Origin of the sequence: Caloramator sp. (genome assembly GCF_020054765.1) — a bacterium.
GTDB lineage: Bacteria > Bacillota > Clostridia > Clostridiales > Caloramatoraceae > Thermobrachium > Thermobrachium proteoclasticum.
Map to the genome: position 1 here is coordinate 1 of NZ_JAIHAO010000045.1, position 14,882 is coordinate 14,882.

General features: G+C 32.1%; 14 protein-coding genes. All 14 read left to right on the forward strand.

Going from position 1 to position 14,882, the window contains the following annotated elements; translation table 11 throughout:
* Nucleotides 1–330: 330 nt before the first annotated feature.
* The 14 genes from spoIIE to lysS all read left to right on the forward strand — a co-directional run bounded on the left by spoIIE (nt 331) and on the right by lysS (nt 14,681).
* On the forward strand, nt 331–2,706 hold the full coding sequence (gene spoIIE, locus JG776_RS10780; protein WP_291967379.1) for a stage II sporulation protein E: 2,376 nt from the start codon (nt 331–333) through the stop codon (nt 2,704–2,706).
* Between the two features lie 145 nt (nt 2,707–2,851).
* Nucleotides 2,852–4,228, forward strand: a complete 1,377-nt coding sequence (tilS, locus tag JG776_RS10785; RefSeq protein ID WP_291967381.1) for a tRNA lysidine(34) synthetase TilS — start codon at nt 2,852–2,854, stop codon at nt 4,226–4,228.
* Nucleotides 4,221–4,763 (forward strand): hypoxanthine phosphoribosyltransferase, encoded by a 543-nt coding sequence (gene hpt, locus JG776_RS10790; RefSeq protein ID WP_291967382.1) that lies wholly within the window; start codon nt 4,221–4,223, stop codon nt 4,761–4,763. The genes tilS and hpt overlap by 8 nt, the downstream gene beginning before the upstream one ends.
* 68 nt (nt 4,764–4,831) lie before the next feature.
* Nucleotides 4,832–6,649, forward strand: coding sequence for an ATP-dependent zinc metalloprotease FtsH (gene ftsH / locus JG776_RS10795; RefSeq protein WP_291967385.1), 1,818 nt, complete (start codon nt 4,832–4,834; stop codon nt 6,647–6,649).
* Between the two features lie 11 nt (nt 6,650–6,660).
* Nucleotides 6,661–7,062, forward strand: coding sequence for a thioesterase family protein (locus JG776_RS10800; RefSeq protein WP_291967387.1), 402 nt, complete (start codon nt 6,661–6,663; stop codon nt 7,060–7,062).
* A gap of 148 nt (nt 7,063–7,210) precedes the next feature.
* Complete coding sequence (locus JG776_RS10805; RefSeq protein ID WP_291967389.1) at nt 7,211–7,564, forward strand: OadG family protein; 354 nt, start codon at nt 7,211–7,213, stop codon at nt 7,562–7,564.
* A gap of 13 nt (nt 7,565–7,577) precedes the next feature.
* Nucleotides 7,578–7,910 (forward strand): biotin/lipoyl-containing protein, encoded by a 333-nt coding sequence (locus JG776_RS10810; protein WP_291967391.1) that lies wholly within the window; start codon nt 7,578–7,580, stop codon nt 7,908–7,910.
* Between the two features lie 14 nt (nt 7,911–7,924).
* Complete coding sequence (locus JG776_RS10815; protein WP_291967393.1) at nt 7,925–9,073, forward strand: sodium ion-translocating decarboxylase subunit beta; 1,149 nt, start codon at nt 7,925–7,927, stop codon at nt 9,071–9,073.
* A 93-nt stretch (nt 9,074–9,166) separates the two neighbouring features.
* Complete coding sequence (locus tag JG776_RS10820; protein ID WP_291967395.1) at nt 9,167–9,943, forward strand: type III pantothenate kinase; 777 nt, start codon at nt 9,167–9,169, stop codon at nt 9,941–9,943.
* A gap of 4 nt (nt 9,944–9,947) precedes the next feature.
* Nucleotides 9,948–10,910 (forward strand): tRNA dihydrouridine synthase DusB, encoded by a 963-nt coding sequence (dusB, locus tag JG776_RS10825; protein WP_291967397.1) that lies wholly within the window; start codon nt 9,948–9,950, stop codon nt 10,908–10,910.
* Between the two features lie 84 nt (nt 10,911–10,994).
* Nucleotides 10,995–11,519: a transcriptional regulator gene (locus JG776_RS10830; RefSeq protein WP_291967399.1), complete on the forward strand. Its 525-nt coding sequence runs from the start codon at nt 10,995–10,997 to the stop codon at nt 11,517–11,519.
* 10 nt (nt 11,520–11,529) lie between these two features.
* Nucleotides 11,530–12,459, forward strand: coding sequence for a quinate 5-dehydrogenase (locus JG776_RS10835; protein ID WP_291967401.1), 930 nt, complete (start codon nt 11,530–11,532; stop codon nt 12,457–12,459).
* A gap of 201 nt (nt 12,460–12,660) precedes the next feature.
* Nucleotides 12,661–13,143: a transcription elongation factor GreA gene (greA, locus tag JG776_RS10840; RefSeq protein WP_291967403.1), complete on the forward strand. Its 483-nt coding sequence runs from the start codon at nt 12,661–12,663 to the stop codon at nt 13,141–13,143.
* A 17-nt stretch (nt 13,144–13,160) separates the two neighbouring features.
* Nucleotides 13,161–14,681 carry a lysine--tRNA ligase gene (gene lysS, locus JG776_RS10845; RefSeq protein ID WP_291967406.1) on the forward strand — a complete coding sequence of 507 codons (1,521 nt, stop codon included), beginning with the start codon at nt 13,161–13,163 and terminating at the stop codon, nt 14,679–14,681.
* Nucleotides 14,682–14,882: the final 201 nt, after the last annotated feature.

A 14,882-nucleotide genomic window follows, 5' to 3' on the forward strand; every position in this document is an offset into this window, starting at 1 on the left:
TTTGTAGTTAATTTAATTTTACCAGGCATCTAAAACAGGTGCATATTTTTTTTGTAAAAAAATATGCTGAGGCTACGCCCCAACATTTATTATAGAACCATTTTTGTTTTAAGTTAAGAATTAAGAACAAGTCGACAAATACAATATAAATCAACATATCTTTCATTCTTAAATCAAAATCTGTTGAATAAAAGAGTCGAATGTTTTTTCACATTATGTTTTTTTAAAGTAAACTGTCGGAAACTTTTTGTAGTACATCTGTAATAATGACAAACATTTCTGCATATATTTGGTATAATAACCCTACAATTTGAAATTGGGGGGGTTTTTATGTATAGAGATGATATACTACCTTATAGGAGAGTTGCTGATAACAAAGTTCATAAAAAAATAAGTATTGATTTATTTTCTTTTAGGCATTTGCTATTGCTTTTAAGTGCTCTGTTAGTAAGTAGAGTGGTTATGTTAAAGGCACTTATGCCCTTTGGGGTAGCATTTTTAGTGGCAGCATATTCTATCTTAAATAAGTTAGAAACATTTTTAGTGTCTATATTTGTTGCTTTAGGCTATGTACTCTCTTTTCAAAATTATTTATCTTATTCTCACGTAGTAACAGTCTTGGCACTTATGGTTTTTATTCCTTTTTTATCAGAAAATAAGAAGATATATAAGTTTGCTATATTGGCGTTTATTATAAATATAGTTATAAATATAGCGTTTAGATTTTATGTTAATTTAGATATTTTACTCTATGATATAATAGTATCTATTTTTGAATCTTTAATAATGGTATCAAGTGCATATATTTTTAGTTATGGTATTCCATTGTATTTCAATAAACAATCAAGGAAGCTCTTTTCAAAAGAAGAAATTATATGTTTTATACTTGCACTATCACTTGTAGTATCAGGGCTATGGGATATTAATATAAATGGTTTTTCTTTAAAGAATATTATATCTATGTTGGTTGTAATATGCTTTGGGTATAGTGAAGGGGCAAGTATGGGAGCAGCTATAGGAGTTACAATGGGTGTTGTCTCTGGAATTTCAGATCCATCTATGGCGGTTAACCTTGGAATATTTGGTTTTAGTGGACTTATTGCTGGAGTTTTTAAAGATTACAATAAATTTATAGTTTCAGTTTCATTTGTTATTGCAACTGCTATGCTTTCCTTTTATAGTTTAGGCAGCATAACTTTGAATAATGTTTTTTTAGAGGCTATGATTGCGGCATCAATTTTTATGATAATGCCAACAAAAAAATTTAAAAAACTTACTTCTTCTTTAGATGGAGATAAAAAGATAATAGAACTTCAAAAGTCGTATATAGAAAAGGTAAAGGGACTTATGGAGATTAGGCTGTCTTCTATGTCAAGTACATTATATGATATATCATCAATTTTGCAGGAGAACATAGAAAATGAACTATCAAAAAAGCAGGAGATAAATAGCCTTGTTGAAAAAATTGCAGATAGAGTATGTGCCAATTGTGATTGTAAGAGTATTTGTTGGGGTAAAGAATTATACTATACATATGATTCCATTGTTGAGATGTTAAGACTCATAGAAAAGAAGGGTATGTTATCAGTAATGGAAATGCCGGAGAGTATGAGAAGAAAATGTATAAGACCAACAGAAATAATGAAGCAGTCTATTCATCTTTTAGAGATAATGAGGTTAAATAATAGATGGAGAAAAAAATTAATAAACTCTCGTATGATTTTATCAGAACAAATTAAAGGTATATCAAGCATCATTGAGTCAATGGTTAAAGAAGCCTCAAATTCTATTGTTTTTAGAAATGATGTTGAGGAGGAAATAGCTGTTGAGATTGATAAAGCTGGTTTGGAATTTGATAACATAGTAGCTTTAAAAAATGGAAGAGAAAAATATGAGATAACCTTCTATAGAAAACCTTGTAGAGGCAAAAACTTGTGTGTTAAAGAGTTTGAAAAGGCAGTTTCGAGGGCACTTGGTATGAAGATGGTTGTAGATGGTTCGGGTTGCGGAATAGATGAAAGTAAAACTATGTGTCAGTTTAGGCTCATAGAGGCGGAAAGCTTTAGTTTAGTTACAGCAGTTGCTAAAGCCTCAAAGGAAAAGGTTTCTGGTGATTCGTATTATTTTGGCAATATAGGAGAAGGGCGATATATGCTTGCATTAAGTGATGGAATGGGAAGCGGAAGGGCAGCTAATATGGAAAGTAATACAACTATTGCTCTTTTAGAAAAACTAATGGAGGCAGGATTTGAAAGAAATACAGCAATAAAGGCAATAAATTCAGTTTTAGTTTTAAGATCCTGTGATGAAAGCTTTGCAACTGTTGATATGGGACTTATTGACTTGTATAGTGGTATAGGTGAATTTATTAAAATAGGTGCAGCACCAACTTTTATAAAATCAGGTAGAGAGGTAGAAGTTATAAAGAGTTCTGCACTTCCTGTTGGTATATTAGATGATATTGATATTGAAAGCCACATAGTTGAATTTAGAAGTGGTGATATGATTGTTATGGTAAGTGATGGAGTAGTTGATTGTAATGATGAGTTAAAGGAAAAATGGGTTATAAGGGCACTTAAGGAGTTTGATAGTGGGAATCCGAAGGATGTTGCAGATTATTTATTAAATAAGGCCAAAGAATTTTATGAGAATAATATAAAGGATGATATGACTGTAATTGTGTCAAAGATATGGAAGATTAGTTAATTAGAAAATGAATTTATGGGTGCCGTGAACTTAGATTTTATAATTGTTCACGGCCTTTATATTTTTAATTTATGTGCCTTCTTGCTGAATTTATTATTTAAAGTTATTATATATATATCTTTAGAATAGATGGAAGTGGTGAAATATGAAGGAGAAGGTTTTATCTTACATAAAAGAAAATAGGTTGATTGAACCTAATGACAAAGTAGTAGTTGGTTTATCTGGAGGTCCAGATTCTGTTTGTTTACTACACATTTTATATTCTTTAAAGGAAGAGTTAGATATAACTGTCTATTCAGCCCACGTAAATCATATGATAAGAGGAGAAGAAGCTTTAAGAGATGAGGAATATTCAAAGGAACTATCACAAAAATTAAATGTAGAACATTTTAGTACAAGGGTTAAGGTAGAAGAGGTTGCAAAGGAATATAGGATGACATCTGAGGAGGCAGGACGATACATAAGGTATAAATTTTTTGATGAGGTACTTAATAAAGTAGGTGCAAATAAAATAGCTCTTGCTCATAATATGAATGATAATGCGGAGACCATAATTATGAATTTAATACGAGGAACTGGAACTTTAGGACTTATTGGAATACCAAATAAGAGGGATGGCAAATATATAAGACCTATACTTTGTTTGACAAGGGATGAAATAGAAAGATACTGCCAAGATAATGGATTAAATCCTCAGATTGATAGTACTAATAAAGAAAGTATATACACAAGGAATAAAGTGAGATTAGAACTTATACCATATATAAAGGACAATTTTAATCCCAACATAGTTGAAAATTTAAACAGATTATCTCAAATAATTAAGAGTGATGAGGATTTTTTACAAAGTTATGTAGATGATATATTAAATAATAATTATATTAATAGTCGTTTTAGTATCGAGAGTTTTAATAAACAGCATATAGCTATAAAAAGAAGAATAATAAGAAAAATGATTGAAATGGTATATGGAAGTATAAGTGGAATAGAACAAAGACATATAGATGATTGCATAAATTTAATATTAAAGGGCGAAACGGGGAAATATGTTGTATTGCCCCACGGTATTGTTTGTAAAATAGAATATCAAAACTTTTTAATTGATACTATAAAGGATGATAGTATTGAATATGAATACAAAATTAAAATACCAGGGATTACCTATATACCTGAATTGAATGCAAAAATTTATACAAATATATTAGAAAATTTAAATAATATTAACCATAATACATTTATAAAATATTTTGATTATGATAAAATAGGAAATGATATAACTGTAAGGAGCCGAAAAGCTGGAGACTATATTATCTTAAGTGGAGTGGGTGGTAAGAAAAAATTAAAGGACTTTTTTATAGATAAAAAGGTTCCAAGGGACAAGAGAAATAATATACCACTTATAGCAAAGGGGTCAGAAATAGTCTGGATAATAGGTATGCGAGAGAATAATTTATATCGCATAGATGACAAAACCAAAAAGATTCTTGAAATAAGATTTGAAAGAGGTGCAGAGAATGAATAAGGATTTAAAGAAGATACTAATAAATGAAGAAGAAATTAAAAAAAGAGTTTGTGAACTTGCAGAGGATATTATGAGGGATTTTAAGGATGAGGAACTTTTCTTTATAGGTGTATTAAAGGGTTCTGTTGTATTTGTTGCTGATTTGATGAGATGTATTAAAAATGACGTAACAATGGATTTTATGGCAGTATCAAGTTATGGTTTATCATCTCAAACCTCAGGTGTAGTTAGAATTTTAAAGGACTTAGATTTTGATATAGAAGGTAAAAATGTAATAATAGTTGAAGATATAATTGACACAGGAACAACTTTAAAATATCTATATGAATACTTAAAAAAGAGAAACCCTAAGGAATTAAAGATATGTTGCCTCTTAGATAAACCTGAGAGAAGAAAGGTTGATATAAAGGCTGATTATATAGGCTTTACAATACCAGATGAGTTTGTTGTAGGATATGGACTTGATTATGCAGAAAGGTTTAGGAACTTACCATATATTGCTGTTGTTAAGGAGGAAGTCTATGCAAACAAATAATTGTATATATTATAATATTATGATAAAATTAAAAAATATAAGTTGCTAATTTGAGAGGGGGGCTTAAGTTGAAGAATTCATTTCTAAAAAGTGCAAGTGCTTGGATACTTATTATATTAGCTTTTTTTGTAGCAGTAACATATTTTGGTAATCCAACGACAAAAAAGGAGCAGTTCACATATACTAAACTTGATACTGCCATAAGTGAAGGAAAGGTTAAAAAGATTATAGTTGACGTAGATACAGGCGAAGCATCAGGTGAACTTTTAGATAAGACACAATTTAAGGTTAATATAAACTCAACTGAAAAGTTACAAGAAAAGGTTGATGAGTATAATAAAACTCATTCTACAAAAATAGATTTGGAATTTATACCGCCAACTAAATTTCCAGTTTGGGTGTCAGCAATACCAAATATATTAATGCTTATTATGCTTGGTGTTGTATGGTTTATATTTATTCAACAATCTCAGGGAGGCGGCGGCAAAGGAGTAATGAACTTTGGAAAAAGCCGAGCAAAGCTTGTTAATAATGATAAAAAGAAGGTAACATTTAATGATGTTGCTGGAGCTGATGAAGAAAAGCAGGAACTTGAAGAAGTGGTTGATTTCTTAAAGCAGCCAAGAAAATATATAGAGCTCGGTGCAAGAATTCCAAAGGGTGTGTTACTGGTAGGGCCTCCAGGAACAGGTAAAACACTTCTTGCAAAGGCAGTTGCAGGTGAAGCTGGAGTACCTTTCTTTAGTATAAGTGGTTCAGACTTTGTTGAAATGTTTGTTGGTGTTGGTGCATCAAGAGTAAGAGACCTATTTGATACTGCAAAGAAAAATGCTCCTTGTATAGTGTTTATAGATGAAATTGATGCTGTTGGTAGACAAAGAGGTGCAGGTCTTGGTGGAGGACACGATGAAAGAGAACAAACTCTAAATCAACTCCTTGTTGAAATGGATGGGTTTGGAACAAATGAAGGAATAATTGTAATTGCAGCAACAAATAGACCAGATATATTAGACCCAGCACTACTTAGACCTGGTAGATTTGATAGACAAATAGTTGTAAATGCTCCAGATGTAAAGGGTAGAGAAGAAATATTAAAGGTTCACGCAAGAAATAAACCTCTTGATGAAAATGTAGATTTAAAGATAATAGCAAAGAGAACTCCAGGTTTTTCTGGTGCAGACCTTGAGAACTTGATGAATGAAGCGGCGTTATTAACAGTTAGAAAAAATAAAAAGTTAATTGGAATGGAAGAATTAGAAGAGGCTATAACAAGAGTTATCGCAGGACCAGAAAAAAAGAGCAGAGTAATGAGCGAAAAGGAAAGAAGACTTACGGCTTATCACGAAGCAGGTCACGCTGTAGTTATGAAGCTTTTACCAAATGCAGCACCTGTTCATCAAATAAGTATAATACCAAGAGGAAGAGCAGGAGGGTATACGCTTGCACTTCCTGAAGAGGATAAACATTATGCTTCAAAGACAGAACTAATTGAAGAGATTGTAGGATTACTTGGTGGAAGAGTTGCAGAAAAGCTTGTTTTAAATGATATAAGCACAGGTGCAAAAAATGATATTGAAAGAGCAACAAACATAGCAAGAAAGATGGTAACAGAATATGGAATGAGCGATGTTTTAGGTCCTATTGAATTTGGCTCAGGGCACGAAGAGGTATTCTTAGGACGTGACTTTGCAAAGTCAAGAAACTACAGCGAAGAAGTCGCAGCTTTAATAGATAAAGAAATTAAAAATATAATTCACGAAGCATACGAAAGAGCAGAAAACTTATTAAAGGAAAATATGAATAAGCTTCATAAAGTTGCTGAAGCACTTCTTGAAAAAGAAAAGCTTGAGGCAGATGAGTTTGAAACAATCTTTAATGAAGCATAGGGGTGGCAAAGATGAAGGAGATTAAGGTTGGAAAGAAACATATAGTTGAAAGAATATCTGAATCTAAGGATTCTGCTACAAACTATGCAAGTGGAGGGGTGGATGTTTATTCTACTCCTGCTATGGTAGGGCTAATGGAGTGTGCAGCAAAGGAATGTTTAGATGAGTTTTTAGAGGAAGGTTATTCGACTGTTGGAATAAGTTTAAATATAAAGCATCTTGCTGCAACACCTATTGGGATGAAGGTTAGAGCAGAGGCTGAGATAGTTGCTGTAGATGGTAAAAAGATTATATTTAAAGTAGAGGCTTTTGATGAGGTTGAAAAAATCGGGGAAGGGACACACGAAAGATTCATCGTAGAGATGAATAAGTTTTTAAATAAAGTAAATAGTAAAGCAAAAAAAGAAGAGTAACTTTTACTCTTCTTTTTTTAATTACGCTTAAACATAGAGTATGATTTAAAATTTTAAAAAATATGAAATTTTTATTGCAAAACATATTAAAATTTGAATAAAAATGTGGTAAAATAAAAAATAAAAATATAAAAGGGAGGGGAATGAGTTGAACTTAGGAGATAGGCTGCTTTTGGGAATCAATACTACAATTACAGCAGTACTAATTGTTTTTGTAGTTTTAATATTCCTTGGTTATGTGATTAAAATTATTTCACTATTTGTTGAAAAAATGAATTTAAACAGTCATAAAACTGATGAGGTAAACAATAAGAGTGAGAAACCAGTTTTAAAAGAAGAATTAATTTGTACACAAACAACAGGTAGCGTAAGTGGAGAACTTAATTTAGAAGCAGAACTTAATGATGAGGAGGCTGCAGCTATTTTGGCTGTTATAGCACACGAATTAAAAAGACCTTTAAATGAGGTAAAAATTAAAAGTATAAAATTAATAAATAGATGATGGGAGGATTTATATGAAAAAGTATATAGTAACTATAAATGGTAAGAAATTTGAGGTTGAGGTTGAAGAGGTATCAAAAAATGAGCAAACAAGTGTGATAGAAGCAAAAAAGGAGACTGCTGTTTCATCCCACGATAAAGATGTAAAGGCACCAATGCCAGGTACAATTTTAGATATTAAAGTAAAAGTTGGAGACAAGTTTAAAAAGGGAGATGTCCTTTTTATATTAGAGGCAATGAAGATGGAGAATGAAATAATGGCAGGAGAAGATGGAATTGTAACCGAAATTTTAGTTAACAAGGGAAATAGTGTATCTACTGAAGAGATACTTGCAAAATATAAATAGTAGGGGGAAGCTATATGTTCTTGGAGATGATATTAAATGCATTTAGGGATATAATTAAGACCTCTGGTTTTCTATATATGACGTGGGGTCAGTTTATAATGATTTTGGTCTCTTTGGCTTTAATGTATTTGGCAATAGTTAAACAATTTGAACCTTTATTATTACTTCCTATATCTTTTGGAATGCTATTGGCAAACTTACCTATAACAGGAATAATGGATGCACCAAAGGATGGACATATGGGTGGACTTCTTTGGTATCTTTATCAAGGGGTTGAAATGGAAATTTATCCACCACTAATATTTTTAGGTGTTGGAGCTATGACGGATTTTGGCCCGCTTATTGCAAATCCGTCCAGCATAATACTTGGTGCGGCTGCTCAATTTGGCGTATTTATGGCCTTTTTAGTAGCACTTTTATTAGGGTTTACTCCACAGGAGGCGGCATCAATTGGTATTATTGGAGGAGCAGATGGCCCTACATCAATTTATTTAGCTTCTAAACTTGCACCTCATAGATTGGGTGCTATTGCGGTTGCTTCATATTCATATATGGCACTTGTTCCGCTAATTCAACCACCTATAATGAGGCTGCTTACGACTAAAGAGGAAAGAATGGTAAAGATGGATCAGCTAAGAAGGGTTTCAAAGGCTGAAAAAATTATATTCCCAATAATTGTTACTATATTAGTATCCCTTCTTTTACCTTCTGTTGCACCATTAATTGGAATGCTTATGCTTGGTAACCTATTTAGAGAAAGTGGAGTAGTAAATAGACTGTCCGATACGGCTCAAAATGCAATGATTAACATAATTACAATATTTTTAGGTGTTACGGTTGGTGCTACTGCAAATGCAAAGAGCTTTTTAAACTTTGAAACAATTGCAATTACTGCATTAGGACTTGTAGCCTTCTCATTTAGTACAGCAGGTGGAGTTTTACTTGGGAAGCTTATGTATAAAGTAACAAAGGGTAAGGTAAATCCACTTATAGGTTCTGCTGGAGTTTCAGCTGTTCCTATGGCAGCAAGGGTGTCTCAGGTTGTTGGACAAAAAGAGAATCCATCAAATTTCCTTCTAATGCACGCTATGGGGCCTAATGTTGCAGGAGTTATAGGAACAGCTGTTGCAGCAGGTGTGCTTCTCACTCTATTTGGAAGATAAGAGGTCTAAGGACCTCTTATTTTTGTTGAATTTTATAAAATAAGTTGCTACAATGTAAATGATGTGTTAAATATGAGTAAGGAGTGCGTAAATATGTTATTAGTTTTTGATGTAGGTAATACTAATATAGTTTTAGGTGTTTATCACGACAAAAAGCTTGTTATCGATTGGAGAATAGCAACCACTACACTAAGAACTGCTGATGAATATGGGATTGTTGTGATAAATCTATTTGAAAAGGCTGGGTTAGACTATAAAGATATAGACGCAGTAGTTGTTTCTTCTGTTGTTCCAAATATTATGTATTCTTTAGAACATATGATAAGAAAATACTTTAAAGTAGAACCACTTGTAGTTGGACCAGGAATAAAAACAGGTATAAACATAAAGTATGATAATCCAAAGGAAGTTGGAGCAGATAGAATAGTAAATGCTGTTGCTGCTCACGATATATATAAAAGACCTTTAATAATAGTTGACTTTGGAACTGCAACAACATTCTGTGCTGTTGGTAAAAATGGAGATTATTATGGTGGTGCAATAACACCAGGAATAAAGATTGCAAGCGATGCACTGTTTGAAAGAGCAGCTAAACTTCCAAGAATAGAACTTATTAAGCCACCGACAGTTATATGTAAAAATACTGTACAAAGTATGCAGTCAGGTATTATATATGGATATGCTGGACTTGTAGACAATATTGTTACGAAGATGAAGGAGGAGATGAGAGAGCTAAAGGAGGAAACACCTTATGTAGTTGCAACAGGAGGACTTGCAAAATTAATTGCAACTGAAAGTAAAACAATTGATGAGATAAACCGATATCTAACATTAGAGGGATTGAGAATAATATACGAAAAGAACAGGTGATTATATGAACATAGGAAATTTTGTTCCAGAAAATAATGTTTTTTTAGCACCAATGGCTGGAGTAACAGATAAGGCATTTAGAATTATATGCAAAGAATTTGGTGCTGGACTTGTTTATACAGAGATGGTAAGTTCAAAGGGTTTATACTATGGAAGTCAAAGAACAGAGTTTATGTTAGACATTGATAGTAGGGAAGCACCAGCGGTTGTTCAGATATTTGGTTCAGATCCTGATATAATGGGGTTTATGGCAGAAAAAATTAGTGAAAAAGAAGAAGTAGCATTTATAGATATAAATATGGGCTGTCCTGCACCTAAGATAGTGAAGAATAAAGAGGGTTCGTACCTTATGAAGGAACCAGAACTTGCTAAGAGGATAGTAAAAAAAGTTGTGGAAAAATCAAAAAAACCCGTCACTGTTAAAATACGAAAAGGTTGGGATGAAAACAGTGTAAATGCAGTGGAATTTGCTAAAATGCTTGAGGATTGTGGAGTTAGTGCTATTGCTATACACGGTAGAACAAGAAGCCAAATGTATGAGGGAAAGGCAGATTGGGATATAATAAAAAAAGTTAAAGAAAGTGTTGGTATACCGGTTATAGGTAATGGAGATGTAGTGGCTTGTCAAGATGCAAAAAGATTATTAGAGCATACAAACTGTGATGCGATAATGATTGGAAGAGGTGCATTAGGCAATCCGTGGATATTTAGAAAGGTTGTTACCTATCTTAAAGAGGGTATAATTTTAGATGATCCAAATCCTCAAGAAAAGATTGAGCTTGCAATAAGACATCTTGAGATGATGTATAAGTTTAAAGGACAACGCGGTGTAATAGAGATGAGAAAACATATTGCTTGGTATTTAAAGGGACTAAAGAATGCAACGGTTATTAGGGATATGGTTAATAGGATTGAAGCTAAAGAGGAGATTATTAAGCTTCTTGAGAGTTACAAGGGGACTATATAAATTATAGTCCTTTTTTATATTGAAATGTAATGCCAAAAGGTATAAAATGTAATTGAGCACAAATTGTGCACCAGGAGGTACGATATGGATTTTGTAAGAATAGGTGATAAAACAATTAGTGTTTCAAGAATAAATAAAAAAATTGAAGAAATAATAGAACTTAGGGGGAAAGGGTACTCTCAACAGGAGGTTGCAAAAATACTTGATGTTGATAGAAGTTTTATATCAAGGCTTGAGAGCATAGGAGAGGTCCGTAAGGGAGGAGATATAGCCGTTATTGGCTTCCCTATAAAAAACAAAGAAGAAATTGCAGAGGTTTTAAAAGCTTTTAATGTTGAGTACATACTTCTGATGAATGAAGAGGAAAGGCAGAATTTTATAAAAAAACAGGGAGGTAAAGAACTTCTTGAAAGTGTACTTAAGATAATATCAGATGTTAGAAAATATAAACATTGTATTATTATTGGTTCTAATGTTAGAACAAAAATCCTATCAAAGTTATTAGATAGTCACGTATATACAATAGAAATTGGTGATTCACCCTTAAAAAATGATATATATGTTGAGCCGAAAAAGGTTTTAGACATTATAAAAACAATAATAGAGTAGGGGGATATTTATGAAAAAAGTTGTTTCTGTAAGTTTGGGAGCATCTTCAAGAAATCATACAGCTGAAGTTGAGCTTCTTGGTGAAAAATTTATAGTTCAAAGAATAGGAACTGATGGAGACAAGGAAAAAGCTATAGAACTTATAAGGGAATTAGATGGTGAAGTTGATGCCTTTGGTATGGGGGGGATAGATTTATATTTATATAATGCGAGCAAAAGGTATATAATTAAAGATGCAATACCTATGATGGAGGCTGCTAAAAAAACTCCAATTGTTGATGGTTCAGGCCTAAAAAATACTTTAGAGAGAAGGGTAATAAAATACATAGATGAAAATATTTTTTCTCTAAAAGATAAGAAGGTACTTATGGTTAGTGCTGCTGATAGATTTGGTATGGCAGAAGCACTTCATAAATATGGTGCAGATATAACCTTTGGAGATGTGATTTTTGCTCTTAATATACCTATACCTATAAGAAGCTATAGAGTTTTTCAAGCGGCAGCAGACATCATTCTTCCTATTGCTTGTAGAATGCCATTTGAAAAATTGTACCCAACAGGAAAAGAACAGGAAGTTAATGTAGAAAAATTTGAAAAATACTTTAACGAAGCTGAGATAATAGCTGGTGACTTCCTATTTATTAAAAAATATATGCCTAAGGATTTAAGTGAAAAGGTTATTATAACTAATACTGTTACAAAGGAAGATGTAGAAGAATTAAGAAAAAGAGGAGCATATATGTTGATTACTACAACACCTGAGTTCAAAGGAAGATCCTTTGGTACAAACGTTTTAGAGGCAGTATTGGTTACATTGATAAATAAACCTCAGAATGAAATAACAAGTGATGATTATAATTTAATGCTTGATAGATTAGGTTTTAAACCAAGGGTTCTTATTTTAAAACAAGATGAAGTTAATCAAGAAGTAGCAAAATAAATTACGAAAATTTTGAATTTAGGCCATAATAGTTAATATAATTATTGACACTAACTATCAGGTGTTTTATAATAACTTCAATGGTTAATAACAAGCACTGTAAGTTTACTTATGGTGCTTGTTATTAATTATAAAATGTGTTTTATTATTAAATATTTAGCATATAATATTATAAATTTAATGTTAAAGGGGAGTAATAATATGGCAGAAAACAAACAAGTTATTCTTACATATGAAGGAATTAAAAAAATAGAAGAGGAATTAGAATACTTAAAAACAGTAAAAAGAAAAGAAGTAGCACAAAAGATAAAAACAGCAATTTCCTATGGAGACTTAAGTGAAAACTCAGAATATGATGAAGCAAAGAATGAACAAGCATTTGTAGAAGGAAGAATAGCAACACTTGAGAATATGCTAAAGAATGCAAAAGTAATTGATGAAGAAGACATAAAAACTGACATTGTATCAATAGGTTGTATAGTTAAAGTTAGGGATTTAGAATATGGAGATGAAATGGAGTTTACAATAGTAGGTTCTGCAGAGGCTGATTTTAAGAAGATGAAGATTTCAAATGAAGCTCCAATAGGAAAGGGATTAATGGGTAAAAAGGTTGGAGATAAGGTTGAAATTCAAGTACCAGATGGTACAATAACTTATGAAATATTAGAAATTAAAAGACATTAAAAATGGAGGTATAAAAGATGGCAAATGAAGAACTAAATCAGGTTGAATTAAATCAACTTGAAGATGAGTACAATGAGCTTATAAGACAGAGAATACAAAAGCTTGAAGAATTAAAAGAAAAAGGACAAGACCCCTTTGAGATAGTTAAGTATGATAGGACCCATACATCAAAACAAATAAAGGATAATTATGAAGAGCTTGAAAACAAGACAGTTAGAGTAGCAGGACGTCTAATGTCAAAGAGAATTCACGGTAAGGCTGGTTTTAGTGATATACACGATAGATACGGAAAGCTTCAACTTTATGTAAAGATTGATAATGTTGGTGAAGAAAAGCTAAAGTTCTTCAAGAGCCTTGATTTAGGTGACATAATTGGAGTAGAAGGAGAGGTATTTAAGACTAAGACAGGAGAAATATCAGTTTTAGTTAAGGACTTTACTCTACTTACCAAGTCATTAAGACCTCTTCCAGAGAAGTGGCACGGACTAAAGGACCCAGATTTAAGATATAGACAAAGATATGTTGATTTAATAGTTAATGAAAATGTTAGGGATACATTTATAAAGAGAACTCAAATAATAAAGGCAATAAGAAAGTTCTTAGATGATAGAGATTACATAGAAGTTGAAACTCCAATCTTATCACCAATTGCAGGTGGTGCAGCAGCAAGACCTTTCATAACACATCACAATGCTTTAGATATAGATATGTATTTAAGAATTGCTACAGAACTATATTTAAAGAGATTAATTGTTGGTGGATTTGAAAGAGTATACGAAATTGGAAAGAACTTTAGAAATGAAGGAATAGACGTAAGACACAATCCAGAGTTTACTGCAATAGAACTATATCAAGCATATGCAGATTATAATGATATGATGGAACTAACTGAACAATTAGTGGAGTTTGTATGCAAGGAAGTTTTAGGAACAACTAAGGTTACATACCAGGGTACAGAAATAGATTTTAAAGCTCCTTGGGATAGAATAACTATGAAGGATGCTGTTAGAAAGTATGCTGGAGTAGATTTTGACTCAATCCAATCAGACGAAGAAGCAAGAGAAATAGCAAAAAAGATGAAGGTTGAAGATGAACTTAAAAAGGAATTGAAGGATTGTAATAAAGCAGATATATTAGTTGCTTTATTTGAAACATATGCAGAAAAGCATTTAATTCAACCAACATTTGTATTAGACTATCCTGTTGAAGTTTCACCACTTACAAAGAAAAAACCAAATGATCCAGCGTTTACTGAAAGATTTGAAGCTTATGTGTTTGGAAGAGAAATTGCAAATGCATATTCAGAGCTAAACGATCCTATTGATCAAAAGGAAAGATTTTTACAACAACTAAGAGAACGTGAACTTGGTGATGATGAAGCGTATATGATGGATGATGATTTTATAAATGCACTTGAAATAGGTATGCCTCCAACAGGGGGATTGGGTATAGGTATAGATAGATTAATAATGTTCCTAACTGATTCATATTCAATCAGGGACGTTATTCTATTCCCAACAATGAAGCCAACAAAGTAATTTGATTTTATTAATTCAATTACAGAATGATATGCTATATAGGCTTAACTGACCAAGAATAATATATATTCTTGGTCAGTTTTTATGTAGTTTCAGTTTTGATTTAGGCTCTTTGTCAATTGTTGGGGCGGGTATTCGATTAGAATGCCTGTCCTTTCTTGTTTGAGAGTGATTTTAGAAAGATAAGTTAGATTGGGGAGA